At 69.6% G+C, this 20085-nt stretch carries 11 protein-coding genes; 1 reads left to right on the top strand and 10 read right to left on the bottom strand.

What is annotated here, in order from left to right; genetic code table 11:
* Nucleotides 1-63 precede the first annotated feature (63 nt).
* From AOK18_RS06960 to ngcE, 9 genes are all read right to left on the bottom strand, one after another.
* Nucleotides 64-1587: an amino acid permease gene (locus AOK18_RS06960; RefSeq protein WP_055693732.1), complete on the bottom strand. Its 1524-nt coding sequence runs from the start codon at nt 1585-1587 to the stop codon at nt 64-66.
* Between the two features lie 154 nt (nt 1588-1741).
* Nucleotides 1742-3664 (bottom strand): 1-deoxy-D-xylulose-5-phosphate synthase, encoded by a 1923-nt coding sequence (gene dxs / locus AOK18_RS06955; protein ID WP_055570574.1) that lies wholly within the window; start codon nt 3662-3664, stop codon nt 1742-1744.
* A 227-nt stretch (nt 3665-3891) separates the two neighbouring features.
* A complete protein-coding gene (locus AOK18_RS06950) occupies nt 3892-5181 on the bottom strand; it encodes a sugar ABC transporter permease (protein WP_055570575.1) in 1290 nt (429 codons plus the stop codon).
* A complete protein-coding gene (locus AOK18_RS06945; protein WP_055570576.1) occupies nt 5178-5969 on the bottom strand; it encodes an ATP-binding cassette domain-containing protein in 792 nt (263 codons plus the stop codon). Before AOK18_RS06945 ends, AOK18_RS06950 begins: the two co-directional genes overlap by 4 nt.
* 190 nt (nt 5970-6159) lie before the next feature.
* Nucleotides 6160-7263 (bottom strand): substrate-binding domain-containing protein, encoded by a 1104-nt coding sequence (locus AOK18_RS06940; protein ID WP_055570577.1) that lies wholly within the window; start codon nt 7261-7263, stop codon nt 6160-6162.
* 133 nt (nt 7264-7396) lie between these two features.
* The gene (locus tag AOK18_RS06935) at nt 7397-8608 is read right to left on the bottom strand and encodes an ROK family transcriptional regulator (RefSeq protein ID WP_055693731.1); all 1212 of its coding nucleotides are present in this window, start codon (nt 8606-8608) and stop codon (nt 7397-7399) included.
* 255 nt (nt 8609-8863) lie between these two features.
* A complete protein-coding gene (locus tag AOK18_RS06930) occupies nt 8864-9796 on the bottom strand; it encodes a carbohydrate ABC transporter permease (RefSeq protein ID WP_055693730.1) in 933 nt (310 codons plus the stop codon).
* A gap of 3 nt (nt 9797-9799) precedes the next feature.
* A complete protein-coding gene (locus AOK18_RS06925; RefSeq protein ID WP_055570580.1) occupies nt 9800-10726 on the bottom strand; it encodes a carbohydrate ABC transporter permease in 927 nt (308 codons plus the stop codon).
* A 148-nt stretch (nt 10727-10874) separates the two neighbouring features.
* Nucleotides 10875-12380 (bottom strand): N-acetylglucosamine/diacetylchitobiose ABC transporter substrate-binding protein, encoded by a 1506-nt coding sequence (gene ngcE, locus AOK18_RS06920; RefSeq protein WP_240503091.1) that lies wholly within the window; start codon nt 12378-12380, stop codon nt 10875-10877.
* Nucleotides 12381-12810: 430 nt separating this feature from the next.
* Between ngcE and AOK18_RS06915 the strand changes: the two genes are divergently transcribed.
* The gene (locus AOK18_RS06915) at nt 12811-16632 is read left to right on the top strand and encodes a GH92 family glycosyl hydrolase (RefSeq protein ID WP_079104874.1); all 3822 of its coding nucleotides are present in this window, start codon (nt 12811-12813) and stop codon (nt 16630-16632) included.
* Nucleotides 16633-17092: 460 nt separating this feature from the next.
* Here the strand turns inward: AOK18_RS06915 and acnA are convergent, their stop codons facing one another.
* On the bottom strand, nt 17093-19816 hold the full coding sequence (gene acnA / locus AOK18_RS06910; RefSeq protein WP_055693729.1) for an aconitate hydratase AcnA: 2724 nt from the start codon (nt 19814-19816) through the stop codon (nt 17093-17095).
* Nucleotides 19817-20085 lie beyond the last annotated feature (269 nt).

Below are 20085 nucleotides of genomic sequence, written 5' to 3'. Positions count from 1 at the left end.
ACGGGGCCGGGGAGGGCCCGGGGGGTCTGCGGGCCCGTGAGGGCCGTACGGGGCGCGAGGGCGCTACCGGGAGGCCGGACCCGGCGGTTCCGCGGGTTCGAGGGGGCCGGCCCCCTCGCCGCGGCCCAGGCGGCTGTGGCCGCGGCCGTAGAGGAAGTAGACGACGATGCCGATCACCATCCAGAGGGCGAACCGCAGCCAGGTCTCGGCGGGCAGGTTCAGCATCAGCCACAGCGAGGCGGCGACCGACAGGATCGGCAGGAACGGCACCCACGGGGTGCGGAAGGCCCGCGGCAGGTCGGGCCGGGTCCGGCGCAGGATGATCACGCTGAGCGCGACGATGACGAAGGCGAACAGCGTGCCGATGTTCACCAGTTCGGCGAGTTCCGTCAGCGGGGTGAAGCCCGCCAGGATCGCGATGAGGACGCCGAGCAGGATGGTCGGCCGGTGCGGGGTCCTGAAGCGGGGGTGGACGCGGGAGAAGAAGCGGGGCAGCAGTCCGTCCCGGCTCATCGCGAAGAACACCCGGGTCTGGCCGAGCAGCAGGATCATGCAGACCGTGGTCAGGCCGACGGCGGCGCCGAAGCTGATGAAGCCCGCGTACCAGGGGTGTCCGGTGGCCTTGAACGCGTCCGCGAGCGGAGCGTCCACGGACAGCTTGCTGTAGTGCTGCATGCCGGTGACGACGATCGACACGGCGACGTACAGCACGGTGCAGATGAGCAGGGAGCCGAGGATGCCGCGGGGCATGTCCCGCTGCGGGTTCCTGGTCTCCTCCGCGGCCGTGGCGACGATGTCGAAGCCGATGAAGGCGAAGAAGACCACCGAGGCCGCGGTGAAGATGCCCATCACGCCGAAGTCGGCCGGTGCCCAGCCGAACATCAGCTGGACGAGCGGTGCGTGGAGGCCGTCACCGGCCGCGACGGGCTTCGCCTCGGGGATGAACGGGCTGTAGTTGTCGGTGTTGACGAAGAAGGCGCCGGCGACGATGACGACGAGGACGACGAGGACCTTGATGGCGACGACGACGGAGGTGACCCGCGCGGACAGCTTCATGCCGAGGACGAGGATGCCGGTGAGGGCCAGCACCAGGGCGGCGGCCAGGATGTCGAAGCCGAAGACCTCGGCGCCGTCCCGGACGCCGAGGGAGGCCGGCAGCTGCCAGCCCGCGTTGTCCAGCAGCGAGTGGATGTACCCGGACCAGCCGACGGCCACCACCGCGGTGCCGAGCGCGAACTCCAGCACCAGGTCCCAGCCGATGATCCACGCGGGCAGTTCGCCCAGCGACGCGTAGGAGAAGGTGTAGGCGGAGCCCGCCACCGGGACGGTGGAGGCGAACTCGGCGTAGCAGAGCGCGGCGAGCGCGCAGACGACTCCGGCCACCACGAAGGCCAGGGCCACCGACGGTCCGGCGTTGTTCTTGGCGACCGTACCGGTGAGGACGAAGATGCCGGTGCCGATGATGACACCGACACCGAAGACGGTCAGATCCAGCGCGGACAAGGACTTCTTGAGGGCGTGCTCCGGTTCCTCGGTGTCGCGGATGGACTGCTCGACCTTCTTCGTCCGGAAGAGGGTGCTGCTCACGGGTACCTCCCACGCTGTGTCGTCCCCGACATGATCGAGAGGGGGCTTGGACCGTGTGCCCCGGGACGGGCGCCTTCACGCGAACGGGCCGCCCGCACCACTCTTCACAGTGGCACGGGCGGCCCGTTCGGGCGCATCGGCGGAAGGTGCCGGTTCAGTCCCGGGCGGGTTCCACCGAGCCGGCGGCGGAGCGCGCGTACCCGCCGTCCAGCTTCGCGACCAGGCCGGTGACCTGACGGGCGATGTCGGGGGCGGTGAGGCCGATCTCCGCCATCACCTCGGCGCGCGAGGCGTGGTCGAGGAAGCGCGGCGGGATGCCGAAGTCGCGCAGCGGCAGGTCGACGCCGGCGTCGCGCAGGGTCTGCGCGATCGTCGAGCCGACCCCGCCGACGCGGGAGTTGTCCTCGACGGTGACGACGACGCGGTGCTTCTCGGCGAGCGGGGCCATGGCCTCGTCGACGGGCTTGACCCAGCGCGGGTCGACGACGGTGGTGGAGATGCCCTGCTTCTCCAGCAGGCCGGCGATCTCCAGGCACATCGGCGCGAGGGCGCCCACGGAGACCAGCAGCACGTCCGGGGTGCCGGTGCCGGGCTCGCGCAGGACGTCCATGCCGCCCACGCGGCCCACGGCCGGTACGGCGGGCCCGACGGCGCCCTTGGAGAAGCGGACCACGGTCGGCGCGTCGGTGACCTCGACGGCCTCGCGGAGCTGGGCGCGGACCTGGTCGGCGTCGCGCGGTGCGGCCAGCCGCAGGCCGGGGACGACCTGGAGGATCGACATGTCCCACATGCCGTTGTGGGAGGCGCCGTCGGTGCCGGTGATGCCGGCCCGGTCCAGGACGAAGGTGACGCCGCACTTGTGCAGGGCCACGTCCATCAGCACCTGGTCGAAGGCGCGGTTGAGGAAGGTGGCGTACACGGCGAAGACGGGGTGGACCCCGCCGTGGGCCAGGCCCGCCGCGGAGACGGCGCCGTGCTGCTCGGCGATGCCGACGTCGTAGACCCGGTCGGGGAAGCGCTTGGCGAACCGGTCGAGGCCGACGGGCTGGAGCATGGCCGCGGTGATGGCGACGACGTCCTCGCGCTCCTCGCCGAGCCTGACCATCTCCTCGCCGAAGACGGACGTCCAGTCGGCGCCGGAGGAGGCGATCGGCAGGCCCGTGTCGGGGTGGATCTTGCCGACGGCGTGGAAGCGGTCGGCCTCGTCCGCCAGGGCGGGCTGGTAGCCGCGGCCCTTCTCGGTGAGGCAGTGCACGATCACGGGGCCGCCGAAGCCCTTGGCGCGGGTGAGGGCGGACTCCAGGGCCTCGATGTCGTGGCCGTCGATGGGGCCGACGTACTTCAGGCCCAGGTCCTCGAACATGCCCTGCGGGGCGATGAAGTCCTTCAGGCCCTTCTTGGCGCCGTGCAGGGTGTCGTAGAGGGGGCGGCCGACGACCGGGGTGCGCTCCAGGAGGTCCTTGGTGCGGGTCAGGAAGCGCTCGTAGCCGTCGGTGGTGCGCAGGGTCGCCAGGTGGTTGGCGAGGCCGCCGATGGTGGGCGAGTAGGAGCGCTCGTTGTCGTTGACGACGATGACGAGCGGGCGGTCCCGGGCGTCGGCGATGTTGTTCAGCGCCTCCCAGGCCATGCCGCCGGTGAGGGCGCCGTCGCCGATGACGGCGACGACGTGGTCGCCGGTCCCCCTCAGCTGGTTGGCCTTGGCGAGGCCGTCGGCCCAGCCGAGGACGGTGGAGGCGTGGCTGTTCTCGATGACGTCGTGCTCGGACTCGGCCTGCGAGGGGTAGCCGGAGAGGCCGCCCTTCATCTTCAGCCGGGAGAAGTCCTGGCGGCCGGTCAGCAGTTTGTGCACGTAGGACTGGTGTCCGGTGTCCCAGAGCACTTTGTCCCTGGGCGATTCGAAGACGCGGTGCAGGGCGAGGGTGAGCTCCACCACGCCCAGGTTGGGACCGAGGTGGCCACCGGTCTTGGAGACCGCCTCGACGAGGAAGGTGCGGATCTCCTCGGCCAGCCGGTCGAGCTCCTCCAGGGTGAGCCGGTCCAGATCGCGCGGTCCCCTGATGCGGGTCAGCAGCGGCACCCGTGCCTCCTTGCAGTAGAGCTGATCGAGCTGTTGCCGGGCTCGTCGAGTCTAATGTTCCGCCCGGGCGCCCTGCGTCCGGGCGGTGCGTCGTACGTCACGCCGCGGTCCCGCCCGGGTCCGCGCCGGACCGGGTCCGTGCCGGACGGGCCCCGTGACACGGCTGTGCCCGGTACCGAACGGGTACCGGGCACAGGACGGCGCGGACGGTGCCGCGGCGGGAGCGGCTAGGCGCGGCCCGCCGTCTTCTGGGTCTTGCGGGTGACGGCGTCGATGACGACGGTCGCCAGCAGGACACCACCGGTGATCATGTACTGGACCGGCGAGGCGATGCCCTCGAGGGCGAGGCCGTACTGGATCGAGACGATGACCATCACACCGAGCAGCGCGTCCCAGGTGCGGCCGCGGCCACCGAAGAGGGACGTACCGCCGATGACGGCCGCGGCGATGACGTTCATCAGGAACTCGCCGGTGCCCGCGCCCTGGTTGGCGGAGGCGATCTTCGAGGCGACGAAGAGGCCGCCGATCGCGGCGAAGGTGCCGGCGATCGCGAAGACGGATATCCGGACCAGCTCCACGTTGATGCCGGCGCGGCGGGACGCCTCCACGCTGCCGCCGAGCGCGAAGACCTTGCGGCCGTAGGCGGTGCGGCGCAGCACGAAGTCCGTGAGCACCAGGACCGCGAGGAAGATCACCACGGCCAGCGGCAGGCCCTTGTACTGGTTGAAGACGATCGCCACGGCGAACGCCAGCACGGCCAGCAGCACGGTCCGCACGATGATCTCGTTGAGCGGACGGGAGGGCACCCCGGCGGCCTCGCGGCGGCGGTTGTCGGAGAACGCGAGGAGGAAGTAGCCCGCGGTCACCAGGATCGCCAGGCCGTAGGCGGCGGCCACGTCCGAGAAGTAGTGGCTGGTCAGCTTGGCGACCAGGCCCTCGGAGTCGAGGTTGATGGTGCCGTTGCTGCCCAGGATCTGCAGCATGAAGCCCTGCCAGAACAGCAGGCCGGCCAGGGTCACCGCGAAGGCCGGGACGCCGATGCGGGCGAAGATGAAGCCGTGGATGGCTCCGGCCACCGTGCCGGTGAGGACGGCCAGCACCAGGGCCAGCACCTCGTTCATGCCGTGCGTGACGCTCATCACCGCGAAGGCGGCGCCCGCGACACCGCTGACCGAGCCGACCGACAGGTCGATCTCGCCGAGCAGCAGGACGAAGACGATACCGACCGCGATCATGCCCGTGCCGACCATGGCGACCGACATGTCGGAGAAGTTGCCCGCGGTGAGGAAGTTGGGGTTCAGGCTGGTGAAGATGCCCCAGATGATCAGCAGGCCCACCACGACGGGGAGGGAGCCGAGGTCACCGGCCTTCAGCTTGCGCTTGAACTCGCCGATGTAGCCGGCGAGGCCCTGTTCGCGGACCAGCAGCCGGGGGTCGACGACGGTGACCGCCGCGGCGGCCGCCTCGGTGTTCTCGACCTTGCCGGCAGCGGGCGTCGAGGTCTTTTCGGTGCTCACTTGCCGGCCTCCCCGTTGGTGCGCGCCGCACGACGGGTCACGGCGTTCTCCGTGGCTCCGGTGATGGCGGAGATGATTTCTTCCTGCGAGGTCGACTTGACCTCGAACGTACCGTTGTTGCGCCCGAGGCGCAGCACGGCGACCTTGTCCGCCACGGCCTTGACGTCGGCCATGTTGTGGCTGATGAGGATGACGGCGTGGCCGCGTTCGCGCAGCCGCTCGACCAGGTCGAGGACCTGCGCGGTCTGCTCGACGCCGAGGGCGGCGGTGGGCTCGTCGAGGATCACCAGCTTGGGCTCGCCGAGCATGGACCGGGCGATCGCCACGACCTGGCGCTGGCCGCCGGAGAGCGAGGCGATCGGGATGCGGACGCTGGGGATGCGGATCGACAGCGTGTCGAGCAGCTCACGGGAGCGGCGCTCCATCTCCACCTCGTCCAGGACACCGCGCCTGCGCAGTTCCCGGCCGAGGTAGAGGTTGCCGACGACGTCGATGTTGTCGCACAGCGCGAGGTCCTGGTAGACCGTCGCGATGCCCAGGTTCTGGGCGTCGTGCGGGCGGCTGATCTGGACGGGCTTGCCGTCCCACTCGATGACGCCCTCATCGATGGGGTGCACGCCGGCGATCGTCTTGACCAGCGTGGACTTTCCGGCGCCGTTGTCGCCCACCAGGGCGACCACTTCACCGGCACGGACCTCAAGCTCTACGTCGGTGAGCGCCTGGACGGCACCGAATCGCTTGGAGACCCCGCGCAACGCCAGCACGGGCGTAGCGGACACGTGAACCATCTCCTTCGCCGCCTGACCCGGCGGGAGGTTGTGCAGAAGTAGGGGGGTGTTCCGTCCGGCGCCCCGCGTAGCTTGCGGGGCTGGTGTGTGCGGGGCGCCGGCGGAGCTCATGGCAGTCGGTCCCGTACGGGAGTCCGGTGCGGACTCCCGTTCAGCTGGGGGGACTCGGGACTGCGGACCGCGAAGGGGTCTACTTGAGACCGATCTTGTCGCAGGCGGCCTTGTACTTGCCGGCGCAGATCTCCTCGACGGTGTAGACACCGTCCTTGATCACGGTGTCGTTGATGTTCTCCTGGGTCAGCGACACGACCGGGACGAGGACCGACGGCACACCCTTGGTGGTGGGGCTGTCGACCGTGTCCTTGGCGACGGAGTCCAGCGACTTGCCCTGGGCGAGCGCGACGGCCATCTCGGCGGCGGCGTCGGCCTCCGGGGCGTACGGCTTGTAGACGCTCATGTACTGCTCGCCCGTCACGATGCGCTGCACGCCCGCGAGTTCGGCGTCCTGGCCGGTGACCGGGATGTCGTCGATGCCGGCGGCCTTCAGGGCGGTGATGATGCCGCCCGCCATGCCGTCGTTGGCGGAGTAGACGCCGACGATCTTGTCCTTGCCGATGGCGGAGATGGCGCCTTCCATGTTGGCGTTGGCGTTCTCCGGCTTCCACTCCTTGGTGTCGTACTCGCGGCCGACCTTGACCTTGCCGTCGAGGGCCTCGTGCGCGCCCTTCTTGAACTGGGCGGCGTTCGGGTCGGTGGAGGAGCCGTTCATCATGACGATCTGGCCCTTCTTGGCCTTGTCGCCCAGCGCCTCGAGCAGGGCCTCGCCCTGCGTCTTGCCGACGGTCACGTTGTCGAACGACGTGTAGGCGTCGATCGGGCCCTCGGCGAGGCGGTCGTAGGCCACGACCGGGATGCCGGCGTCCTTGGCCTTCTTCACCGAGCCGGCGATGGCCTTGGCGTCCACCGCGTCCAGGATCAGCACGTCGACCTTGTTGGTCACCATCGTGTCGACCTGCTGGTTCTGCTGGCTGGCGTCCTGCTTGGCGTTGGCGTAGATGACCTCGCCCTTGTTGTTCGTGAGCTCCTTGATCTTCTTCTCGATCAGGGGCTTGTCGAACTTCTCGTACCGCGCGGTCTGGTTCTCCGGCAGGAGCAGGCCGACCTTGATGTTGTCGCCCTTGGCGGCGGAGTCGCCCGAGTCCTTGTCCTTGTCACCGGACTCGGCGGCGCTGCCGCAGGCCGCGAGGGAAACGGCCAGCGCTCCGGCGGCGACGGCAACGGCGGTACGACGCATACGCGTGTTCACTTCAGAAACCTCCCTGACGAGGCCGCGACATTGCGGCCGAGGTGGCTGGAAGTCAACTCGGCCACACGTGCGACGTCAAGAAGTAAATCCTTAACGAGATGGCAACGGTGCCAATCGTTCTCTAAGTGAAGGCGGGCGAGGCCGCGGCGAGGGTGCCTCCCGCCGTCCCGTCCAACAGGGTCGAATCGCCCATTTCACTCAACGCGAGGGCGAGCGCGCCCAGTACTTCCGCCCGGCCCCCGAGGGCCCCGGGGAGCACGGACAGTTGACGGGCGGCGCTGGGGATCGCGTAGCGGCCGACGGACTCCCTGATGGGGCCGAGGACCAGCTCGCCGGCCTCGGCGAGGTCGCCGCCGAGGACCACCCGGCTCGGGTTCAGCAGGTTGCAGAGATTGGCGACCCCGCTGCCGATGTGGCGGCCGACGTCGGCGATCACCCTACGGCAGCCCGGATCGCCGCCCCGCGCCAGCCGTACGACGCCCTCCATGGTCAGGTCCGTGCCGTGGCTGGGCTGGAGCAGGGGCAGCACGTAGCGGGCCGCCGTGAAGGTCTCCAGGCAGCCGCGGTTGCCGCAGCGGCAGACGGGGCCGGACTCGTCGAGCGTGATGTGCCCGATCTCCCCCGCGGTGCCGCCCGGCCCGCGGTAGATCTTGCCGCTGATGACCAGACCCGCGCCGACACCGCTGGCGACCTTGATGTACGCCAGGTCGCGCACGCCCCGGCCGCTGCCCCAGACCATCTCGCCGAGGGCGCCGAGGTTCGCGTCGTTGTCCACGTGCACGGGCACGCCGAGCCGCCCCCGCAGCTCCTCGGCGGGCCTGGTGCCGGTCCAGCCGGGCAGGATCGCGGTCGAGCCCAGGGTCCCGGACTCCACGTCGATGGGTCCGGGCACGCCCAGGCCGATCCCGGCGATCTTGGCGCGGTCCACGCCGGTTGCCTCGATCAGCCGGTTGACCAGCTGTTCCGCCCGGTCGAAGCCCTGGGTCGAGGAGGCGTCCACGTCCAGCGGTTCGGACTCCTCGGCGAGCACCTGGTGGGCCAGGTTCCCGACCGCGACCCGCAGGTGGGTGTGCCCGAAGTCGACCCCGACGACGATCCCGGCGTCCCCGCTGAGCGACACGCTGCGGGCCCGGCGGCCGCCCGAGGAGGTGGGCGTGACCTCGACGGTCCCGCTCTCCTTCAGCTCCCGGACGATGTTGGACACCGTGGCCGCGGACAGGCCCGTGGTCCTCGCGATCTCGGCCTGGGTGAGGGAGCCCGCCAGGCGTACCGCTCGAACGACCCGTTCGAGATTGGCTCGGTGCAGCGACGACTGCGACCCCGGAGTCTCCACGACGACCTCCTGCGCGCGGGGCCGCTTCGATGAGACCCCGTTCCGTGTCCAACTAGTGAACTCTAAGATGAGCCGTTCAGGTCGCCTCCCGTCAAGAGGTTGAACTGTTTCCAGGTCCGTGGACACCACCGCACCCGCCGCTCCCTGGGACGGGAGCGGCGGGTGCGCGGGGCAATCCGGAGGGTGACTTCAGAGGGTCCGGGGACGGCTCCCCCGGGCCCCCTTCCGGGCGNNCGCCCGGAAGGGGGCCCGGGACTACTTCAGGGCGCCCGCGGTGAGGCCCTGCACGACCTGGCGCTGGAAGACGACGTACGCGGCGAGCACGGGGAGCATCGCCATCACCAGGCCGGCGAAGAGGCCGGACCAGTCCCCCTTGTAGCCCTGGCTGACGGCCAGCTGCACCAGGCCCTGGGTGAGGACGTGCTTGTCCTCGTCGGTGTTGAGCACGGTGGGCAGCATGTACTGGTTCCACTGGCCCAGGAAGTTGAAGATCCCCACGCTGATCAGGCCCGGTCTGGCCATCGGGAGCATGATCTGGAAGAACGTCCTGCTGTGCGAGGCGCCGTCCACGAACGCGGCCTCCGCCACGCTGCCGGGCAGGGTCCGGAAGAACGCGGTCAGGAAGAACACCGTGAACGGCAGCGAGTACGCGATGTAGACCAGGATCAGCCCGTGGATCGTGTTCAGCAGGCCCATGTTGTTGACCACGTAGAACAGGGGGACCAGCGCGAGCATGATCGGGAAGCTCATGCCCCCGATGAACAGGTAGTAGATGAACCGGTTGCCCGGGAACTCGAAGCGGGCCAGCACGTAGGCGGCCATCGACCCCAGCACCAGGGTGCCGACGAGCGAGCCGCCCACCACCAGGACGGTGTTGAGGAAGTAGTCGCCCATGTGGGCCTGGGTCCAGGCCCGCGACCAGTTCTCGAAGTGGAGCTCGTCCGGCAGCGACCAGGGCGAGCCGAAGATGGAGGCGTCGTCCTTGAAGGACGTCATCACCGCCCACACCAGCGGCAGGGCCACCATGACCGCCCAGATCGCCAGGATGCCGTGCGAGAAGACGTTGAGGACGCCGCCCTCCCGCTTCGTCCTGGGCTCCCCGGCGGGCGCGCGGGACGGCGGGCCGTCCTCGGTGAGGGGGACACCGGACTCGGCCGGTACCGGGGCGGGGGGCTCGGTCGTCTTCATCGATCAGTACTCCAGCCGCTCGCGCCGCCCCAGCCTCATCACCACGGCGGCGAAGGCCAGCGTGACGAGGAGGAGGGCGACGCCGATGGTGGTGGCGTAGGCGGCCTGGCCGTCGCGGAACGCCTTCTGGTACACGTACAGGACCATGACGGTGGTCGAGTAGTCGGGACCGCCGGGACCGGTCGTCATGATGTGTACGACCGCGAACGATTCGGCGCCCAGGGCGAGGATGCCCATGTAGACCCAGCCGGACTGCACGGTGTCCCACAGCAGCGGCAGGGTGAGGCGGAAGAAGGTGGTGATCCGGTTGGCGCCGTCCAGCAGCGCCGCCTCGTAGAGGTCCAGCGGGATGGACGCCATCCCGGCGGAGAAGAGGACCACGAAGAAGCCCACCGTGGACCACACGATCACCGCCATGACGGCCCACAGGGCGAGGTCCGGGTCGCCCAGCCAGAGCGGCTGGACGCCGCCGAGCCCGACCGCGCGCAGGAACGAGTTGATCGCACCGCTGTCGGGGTTGTACGCGAACGCGAACAGCAGGGCGACGATCGCGATCGAGAGCACCTGCGGGAAGAAGTAGACGATCTTGTAGAGGGCGGAGCCCCGGACCCCCGAGATCACCGGTCCGCCACGGCGCCGCCGGCCCCCCACGTTGATCATGAAGGAGAGGAACAGCGCCAGAGCGATCGTCACCACCGGCACCAGCAGGGCGAACAGCAGACTGTGCCGCAGCGACTTCCAGAAGATGCCGTCGTCCAGCATGCGTTCGTAGTTGGCGAACCCGACCATCTCGAAGTCGGGACTCAGACCGGTCCAGTCCGTGAACGAGTAGTAGATCGACTGGACGAACGGCCAGACGACGAAGAGCGCGTACAGCCCCAGGGGAACCGCCAGGAACCCCACGATGAACCGGTACTTGCCGTGCTGCATGACTGCGACCCCGTTCTGCGCGCGGGCTGCCGCCGGGGCCCGCCCGGCGGCGGTGCGCCGGACGGGCCCCGGTGGCGGGTGCTCACCGATTGCTCACTGACTGCTCATTGGCCGCGCACCGGCTGCCCGCCGGGTGCCCGCCGCGTGCTCACTGGTGCTTGTAGTGCTTGATCGAGGAGTCCTTGGCCGTCTCGTCGGCGAAGGCCTGGATCTTCTTGATGGTCTCGGCCGGGGTCGCGCGGCCGGCCATCATCTCGCCGAGCCCGGAGACGCCGATCTTCTCCTTCTGGAGCTGCACGTACCAGTCCTGCAGGCGCGGGTTCACCACGTTCTCCCCGGCCACTTCCAGGGCGGCGACGCCGGACTTCAGGCCCGGGGTCAGCTCGATGCCGTCGGTGCCGCCGTTGTAGGCGGTCAGCGACTTCACCTTGCCGGTGAAGTTCTTCGAGGACGCCTCGCTCAGCATGATGCGCAGCTGCTCCATGCCGCCCGGGGCGTTCGCGGCCTTGGCGGGGACGACGAAGGGCTCGCCGCCGGAGGCCCAGAGGGTGCCGAAGGGCAGCTTGTCGGAGGAGTCCAGGCCGGTGGGCGCGGAGACGGCGAGGCCGAAGTCGTCGGGCAGGACGTTCGCCGACTCGTTCTCCACCCAGGAGCCGTTCGGGATGAACAGCGCGTCGCCCTTGGCCCAGGCGGTCTGGGACTGGATGTGGTCCAGGCCCGGGGTGCCCTTGAGGACGTAGCCCTTCTGCTGGAGTTCGTAGTAGGCCTCGAAGCACGCCTTGACGGCGGGGTGCTTCCAGGCGTTCGGCTCCAGGTTGTCGATGGCGTCGAGCACCTCGCGCCCGCCGACCTTGCCGATCATCGGGTACAGCGAGAAGGGGAGGTAGTAGGGGTACTTGCCGGCGTAGGTCCAGCCGGCCATGCCCTTCTTCTTGGCCTTGGCGCAGACCGCGAGCATCTGGTCCCAGGTCTCGGGGTACTGCTCGTCGAGCGAGTCCAGTGCCTTCTGCGAGTACCAGACGCCGTAGACCGTGTAGGCGTAGTAGAGGATCCAGACCTGTTCGCCGTCGAACCGGCCCATCTCGACGATGCCGGGCCGCAGCGTGTCGCGGACCTTGGTGCCCGGATCGTCGTAGGAGGGGGCGTCCAGCAGCGGGGTGAGGTCGGTGAGCTGCTTCTTGCCGACCAGGGTGCCCATGTCCATCTGCTCGGCACCGGAGTTGTCGATGAGGTCGGGCGGGGTGCCCTGGTTGAAGCGCGGCTGCAGGGTGGACTGGATCTTCTGGGTGGCGGAGAACTTCACCTTCGCCCCGGGGAAGGCCTTCTCGTACACCGCGACGGCGTCCTCGGCGTACTCCTTGCCGAAGCCGCCGTCGAACAGGACGAATTCCATCGGCGCGGTGTCGTTGACGCCGAGCGGGTTCTTCGCGGTCTTCTTGCCCGCCTCGGCCTTGTCCTGATCGTCCCCGCCGCCGCTGGCGCACGCGGACAGGAAGCTCATCGTGGGGACGGAGATCAGGCCGAGCGCCACGGACCGTTTGATCAGTCCGCGGCGGCCCACTCCCGTGGCGCCGCGGCCGGTCCGGTCGCGGGTGCCGGGCTCACGGACGCCGTGCTCGCGGGCGCCGTCGTACTCGGCGGAGTTGGATCCCATGCTCAAGTCCTCGCCTTCTCCAGGACTCAGGCGGTGAACCGGATCCTTCCCGGCACCGCGTTCGGGTCGCGCTGGGTCGTGCAGGAAGTGCTGGACGTGCAGGAGGTGCGGCCGGCGCCGGCGGCGCCGGTGGTACGGGACGTGACGGCATTCGCTGTTCGGGCGCTGTGCGGATGTCCCGGAGTGCCGACAGGTATAGTCCACTTCCCGCCGCCGGAGCAAGATCGAACACAAGGTTCACCGCCGGTCTTTTCCGAGTTGAGACCTGGCGCAAACGCGAGCGGTCACCGCGTTCCGCGACGGAGCAATTCTCGCCCCGGAACCTGAAGGCCGCATTCAACACCCTTGACACCGTGCGCCACTTGGCCCACTACTGGTGCTTGCGCAGCCATTCTGACAACGTTGTCCAAGCCAGGGAGGGTGCTCGCGCATGCACCACGGAGTTCGGCACAGGATTCGGCACAGATGGGGCCCGGCGGTCGTCGCGACGACCGCCTTCGCCGTGGCGGCGGCCTCCCCGGGCGTCGCGGTGGCCCTGCCCGGAGCGCCCGCGAAGGCGGACCGGGAGTTCGCTTCGTCGTTCGAGGCCGGGGAGCCCGCCCCCGACTGGCTGAACACCGTCGACACCGGGCGGGGCGGCAGGAAGCGCGCCTCGGGTGTCGACGGCGGTTACAGCAGCGGCATACCGGGCAACGTCACCGACCGGGTCACGGACGTGCGCGCCAGTTCGGAGAACGCGGGCGCCGGGGAGGTGAAGGAGAACCTCGTCGACGGCGAGCCCGGCAGCAAGTGGCTGGCCTTCACGTCCACCGGCTGGGCCGAGTTCGACCTGGACGCGCCGGTCGAGGTGGTCCGGTACGCGCTCACCTCGGCCAACGACTTCGCCCCGCGCGACCCGCGGGACTGGACCCTGAAGGGTTCGGCCGACGGGAAGGACTGGACGGTCCTCGACACCCGTTCGGGCGAGACGTTCGCGGAGCGGTTCCAGACCAGGGTCTACGAGCTGGACGCGTCGGCCGTCGCCGGGTACCGGCACTTCCGGCTGGAGATCACCAAGAACGGCGGGGCGGACGCGCTGCAGCTCGCCGACGTGCAGTTCTCCACCGGCGACACCGAGGAGCCCGTGCCCCGGGACATGCTCTCGCTGGTCGACCGCGGGCCGAGCGGTTCCCCGACGGCGAAGTCGGGCGCCGGATTCACCGGAAAGCGTGCGCTGCGCTACGCCGGACGGCACACGGCCGAGGGGCGGGCCTACTCGTACAACAAGGTCTTCGACGTCGATGTGCGGGTCGACCGCCGTACGGAGCTGTCGTACAAGGTCTTCCCGTCGATGGCGGACGGCGACCTCGACTACGACGCCACGAACGTCTCCGTCGACCTGGCCTTCACCGACGGCACCCACCTGAGCGACCTGCGCGCCACCGACCAGCACGGCTTCCCGCTGACGCCGCGCGGCCAGGGCGACTCCAAGGTGCTGTACGTCAACCAGTGGAACAGCGTGCGGTCGTCGATCGGCTCGGTGGCCGCCGGCAAGACCGTCGACCGGATCCTGGTGGCCTACGACTCGCCGAGGGGCCCGGCGAAGTTCCGGGGCTGGCTGGACGACGTGTCGCTGAAGCGGGTGGCGCCCGAACGCCCGAAGGCGCACCTGTCCGACTACGCGGTGACGACCCGGGGCACCCACTCCAGCGGCGGTTTCTCGCGCGGCAACAACTTCCCGGCGACCGCCGTGCCGCACGGCTTCAACTTCTGGACGCCGGTGACCAACGCCGGTTCCCTGAGCTGGCTGTACGACTACGCGCGCGGCAACAACGCGGACAACCTGCCGACGATCCAGGCGTTCAGCGCGAGCCACGAGCCGAGTCCCTGGATGGGCGACCGGCAGACCTTCCAGGTGCTGCCGTCCGCCGCCCCCGGCACCCCGGACACGGGCCGCGAGGCACGGGAGCTGGCCTTCCGTCACGAGAACGAGACCGCGCGGCCGTACTACTACGGGGTGCGGTTCGAGAACGGCCAGAAGGCGGAGATCGCGCCGACGGACCACGCGGCGGTCATGCGCTTCACCTACCCGGGCGACGACGCGAGCGTCCTGTTCGACAACGTCACCGACCAGGCCGGCCTGACCCTCGACGAGGAGAACGGCACCTTCACCGGCTACTCGGACGTGAAGTCCGGGCTGTCCACGGGGGCCACCCGGCTGTTCGTGCACGGCGAGTTCGACAAGCCGGTGACGGACGGCTCCGCCGAGGGCGTCAAGGGCCACCTGCGGTTCGACGCCGGTGAGGACCGGACGGTCACCCTGCGCCTGGCCACCTCGCTGATCAGCGTCGACCAGGCGAAGGACAACCTGCGCCAGGAGATCCCCGCGGGCCGGTCCTTCGAGTCGGTGAAGCGGAGCGCCCAGCGGCAGTGGGACGGGCTGCTCGGCAGGGTCGAGGTCGAGGGCGCCACGCCGGACCAGCTGACCACGCTCTACTCCAACCTGTACCGGCTGTACCTGTACCCGAACTCGGGCTTCGAGAAGGTCGGCGGGACGTACAAGTACGCCTCCCCGTTCTCGAGGATGCCGGGGCCGGACACCCCGACGCACACCGGCGCGAAGATCGTCGACGGCAAGGTGTACGTCAACAACGGATTCTGGGACACCTACCGGACCACCTGGCCGGCGTACTCCTTCCTGACCCCCTCCAAGGCGGGTGAGCTGGTCGACGGGTTCGTGCAGCACTACAAGGACGGCGGCTGGACCTCCCGCTGGTCCTCCCCCGGCTACGCCGACCTGATGACCGGTACCTCCTCGGACGTCGCGTTCGCCGACGCGTACGTCAAGGGCGTGGACTTCGACGCGGAGGCGGCGTACGACGCGGCCGTGAAGAACGCCACCGTCGTGCCCCCGTCGTCGGGCGTGGGCCGCAAGGGCATGGCGACCTCGCCGTTCCTCGGCTACACCGGCACCGAGACCCACGAGGGCCTGTCGTGGGCCCTGGAGGGCTACCTCAACGACTACGGCATCGCGCGGATGGGCGAGGCCCTGTACGAGAAGACCGGTGAGAAGCGCTACCGGGAGGAGTCCGCCTACTTCCTCGACCGGGCCCAGGAGTACGTCAACCTGTTCGACTCCGAGGCCGGGTTCTTCCAGGGGAGGAACACGAAGGGCGACTGGCGCGTCGAGTCCTCGAAGTACGACCCGCGGGTGTGGGGCCACGACTACACCGAGACGAACGGCTGGGGCTACGCCTTCACCGCCCCGCAGGACAGCCGGGGCCTGGCCAACCTGTACGGCGGGCGGGACGGCCTCGCGGACAAGCTCGACGAGTACCTCGCCACCCCCGAGACGGCCTCCCCGGAGTTCAAGGGCTCCTACGGCGGGGTCATCCACGAGATGACCGAGGCGCGGGACGTCCGGATGGGCATGTACGGGCACTCCAACCAGGTGGCCCACCACGCCCTGTACATGTATGACGCGGCCGGGCAGCCCTGGAAGACCCAGAAGAACGTCCGCGAGGTGCTCTCCCGGCTCTACACCGGCAGCGAGATCGGCCAGGGCTACCACGGGGACGAGGACAACGGCGAGCAGTCGGCCTGGTACCTGTTCTCCTCCCTCGGCTTCTACCCGCTGGTGATGGGCAGCGGCGAGTACGCCGTCGGCTCCCCGCTGTTCACGAAGGCGACCGTGCACCTGGAGAACGGCCGCGACCTGGTCGTCAGGGCGCCGAAGAACAGCGCGAAGAACGTCTACGTGCAGGGCCTGAAGGTCAACGGCAAGCGCTGGAACTCCACTTCGCTCCCCCACGCGCTGATCGCGAAGGGCGGGGTCCTGGAGTTCGACATGGGCCCGCGGCCGTCTTCGTGGGGCACCGGCGAGGACGCGGCGCCGGTGTCGATCACCCGGGACGACGAGGTGCCCACGCCCCGCGAGGACGTGCTGGAGGGCAAGGGCGCCCTGTTCGACGACTCCTCGGCGACCGGCGCCACGGTGTCCTCGGTCGACCTGCCGGTGACCGGGGAGAAGAGGGCGGTGCAGTACACGCTGACCTCCTCGGACGCCGACGGGGCGCCCACGGGCTGGACCCTCCAGGGGTCGGCCGACGGCACGACGTGGAAGACCCTCGACGAGCGGGCGGACGACCCCGACGCCTTCCGCTGGGACCGGCAGACCCGGGCCTTCTCGGTGGACAGGCCGGGGAAGTACGGCCACTACCGGCTGGTCCTCAGCGGTGAGGCGACGCTGACGGAGGTGGAACTGCTGAGCTGAGCCGGCCGCGCGCCGCAAGCGGGTCCGGGCCGTGGCGGCCCGGACCCGCTTCCGTCGTGCCGGCCGTCCTCCGTGGAGGACTCTGGCGCGAGGGGGGGAGCGTGGGCCGGGGCGGGATACCGTCCCCCCGCCCATGTCCTCACTATGTGCACGGTCGTGACACATCTGTCCGCCGCCGCGGGTCGCGGGGTGCGCGCATGTGCATGCGCATGCGGGGGGCGAGCGGGACGGGGGCGTCCCTGCGACGGGTTCCGGTCCGACGAAAGATGGGAGCGCTCCCATCCCACTCGTACGGGGAAGGTAGCGCCGGAGGCCCCGCGTGTAAACGGGTGGCGCGACGCGGCTGCCCCTCGGGGACCGTCACGCACCGTCCGGGCGGGCCCGGCACGGGCGGAGGGCCGCACCCCCGTCGCCGGGGGTGCGGCCCTGAACCGCCGTGCGGTACCGCTCGCCGATCAGGTCACTTGCTGATCAGGCTGCGCAGCACGTACTGCAGGATGCCGCCGTTGCGGTAGTAGTCCGCCTCGCCGGGGGTGTCGATGCGGACGACCGCGTCGAACTCGACACCGGTGTCGGTGGTGACCTTCACCGTGCTCGGGATGGTGCCGTCGTTCAGCCCGGTGACGCCGGCGAACGAGAAGGTCTCCTCGCCGGTGAGGCCGAGCGTCTCGGCGGAGTGGCCCTCCGGGAACTGGAGCGGCAGCACGCCCATGCCGATGAGGTTCGAGCGGTGGATGCGCTCGTACGACTCGGCGATGACGGCCTTGACGCCGAGGAGCGCGGTGCCCTTGGCGGCCCAGTCGCGGGACGAGCCGGAGCCGTACTCCTTGCCCGCCAGGACGACCAGCGGGATGCCCTGGTCGATGTAGTTGCGCGAGGCGTCGTAGATGAAGGAGACGGGGGCGCCGTCCTGGGTGAAGTCGCGCGTGTAGCCGCCCTCGGTGCCCGGCGCGATCTGGTTGCGCAGGCGGATGTTGGCGAACGTGCCGCGGATCATGACCTCGTGGTTGCCGCGGCGGGAGCCGTAGCTGTTGAAGTCGCGGCGCTCGACGCCGTGCTCCGTGAGGTACTTGCCGGCCGGGGTGTCGGCCTTGATGGCGCCGGCCGGGGAGATGTGGTCGGTGGTGACCGAGTCGCCCAGCTTGGCCAGCACGCGGGCGCCGGTGATGTCCTCGACCGGGGCCGGCTCCATGCCCATGCCCTCGAAGTACGGGGGCTTGCGGACGTAGGTGGACTCGCTGTCCCACTCGAAGGTGTTGCCGGTCGGGATCGGCAGCGCCTGCCACTGGGCGTCGCCGGCGAAGACGTCGGCGTAGGACTTGGAGAACATGTCCTCGCCGATGGTGTTGGCGACGACGTCGTTGACCTCGGCCTCGCTCGGCCAGATGTCCTTCAGGAAGACGGGGTTGCCGTCCTGGTCCAGGCCGAGGGACTCGCGGGTGATGTCCACCTTCATCGAACCGGCGATGGCGTAGGCCACGACCAGCGGCGGGGACGCCAGGTAGTTCATCTTGACGTCGGGGTTGATCCGGCCCTCGAAGTTGCGGTTGCCGGAGAGGACCGAGGTGACGGCGAGGTCGTGCTCGTTGACGGCCTGGGAGACCTCCTCCGGCAGCGGGCCGGAGTTGCCGATGCAGGTGGTGCAGCCGTAGCCGACGAGGTTGAAGCCGACCTTGTCGAGGTACGGGGTCAGGCCCGCCTTGTCGAAGTAGTCGGTGACGACCTTGGAGCCCGGGGCGAGGGTGGTCTTGACCCACGGCTTGCGGGTCAGGCCCTTCTCGACCGCCTTCTTCGCCACCAGGGCGGCGGCGACCATGACGTACGGGTTGGAGGTGTTGGTGCAGGAGGTGATCGCGGCGACGGTGACGTGGCCGTGGTCGAGCTCGTACTCCGTGCCGTCGGCGGCGGTGACCTTCACCTTGTGGCTGGGGGCGCCGTTGGAGATGGCCGGGGCGTCGGAGGCCGGGAAGGACTCCTTGCTGGCCTCGTCGACGTCGCCGCCGTCCTTGACGTAATTGCGCACGTCCTGGGCGAACTGGGCCTTCGCGTCGGCGAGGACGATGCGGTCCTGGGGGCGCTTCGGGCCGGCGATGGAGGGCACGACGGTGGACAGGTCCAGCTCGAGCTTCTCGGAGAAGTCCGGCTCGGCCTGCGGGTCCAGCCAGAGGCCCTGCTCCTTGGCGTACGCCTCGACCAGCGCGACCTGCTGGTCGCTGCGGCCGGTCAGGCGCAGGTAGTTCAGCGTCTCGTCGTCGATCGGGAAGATCGCGGCGGTGGAGCCGAACTCCGGCGACATGTTGCCGATGGTGGCACGGTTGGCCAGGCTCGTCGCGGCGACGCCCTCGCCGTAGAACTCGACGAACTTGCCGACGACGCCGTGCTTGCGCAGCATCTCGGTGATGGTGAGCACCAGGTCGGTGGCGGTGGTGCCGGGCTGCAGCTCGCCGGTCAGCTTGAAGCCGACGACGCGCGGGATCAGCATGGAGACCGGCTGGCCGAGCATGGCGGCCTCGGCCTCGATGCCGCCGACGCCCCAGCCGAGGACGCCGAGGCCGTTGACCATGGTGGTGTGCGAGTCGGTGCCGACCAGGGTGTCGGGGTAGGCCTTGCCGTCACGGGTCATGACGACGCGGGCCAGGTGCTCGATGTTCACCTGGTGGACGATGCCGGTGCCGGGCGGCACGACCTTGAACTCGTCGAAGGCGGTCTGGCCCCAGCGCAGGAACTGGTAGCGCTCCTTGTTGCGGCCGTACTCCAGGTCGACGTTCTGCTTGAAGGCGTCGTTGGTGCCGAACTTGTCGGCGATGACGGAGTGGTCGATGACCAGTTCGGCCGGCGCCAGCGGGTTGATCTTCGCCGGGTCACCGCCCAGCTCCTTGACGGCCTCGCGCATGGTGGCGAGGTCCACGACGCAGGGGACACCGGTGAAGTCCTGCATGATCACACGGGCCGGGGTGAACTGGATCTCCTCCGACGGCTGGGCCTGGGAGTCCCAGGAACCGAGCGCGCGGATGTGGTCGGCGGTGATGTTCGCGCCGTCCTCGGTACGGAGCAGGTTCTCCAGCAGCACCTTCAGGCTGTAGGGAAGGCGTGCGGCGCCCTCGACCTTGTCCAGCCGGAAGATCTCGTACGACTCGTCGCCCACCTGCAGCGTGCTGCGGGCCTCGAAGCTGTTCGCCGACACGACAGTCTCCTTCATTGATGTGCGCGTACCACCACACCGCAAACCCTTTGCGGCTACCACCGCGTGGTGCCGCCACTGCGCCTGGACCAATCCGCTGAGGTAAGGCTAAGTTAGGCATGCCTTACTGGATCGTGGCGACTGCGGTGCACCTCGGCAGATATCTCGATGTCGAGATAACTCTAATACACGGCGGCCGAATGGTCATGCGCGGGCCCGCCCGGAGGCCTCCGCATGCCCGGATTCCGGACGCATGCCCCTTACGGGTACCC

Origin of the sequence: Streptomyces prasinopilosus, assembly GCF_001419695.1 — a bacterium.
Classification (GTDB): Bacteria; Actinomycetota; Actinomycetes; order Streptomycetales; family Streptomycetaceae; genus Streptomyces; species Streptomyces prasinopilosus.
This window is presented reverse-complemented; position numbering and strand designations above follow the sequence as displayed.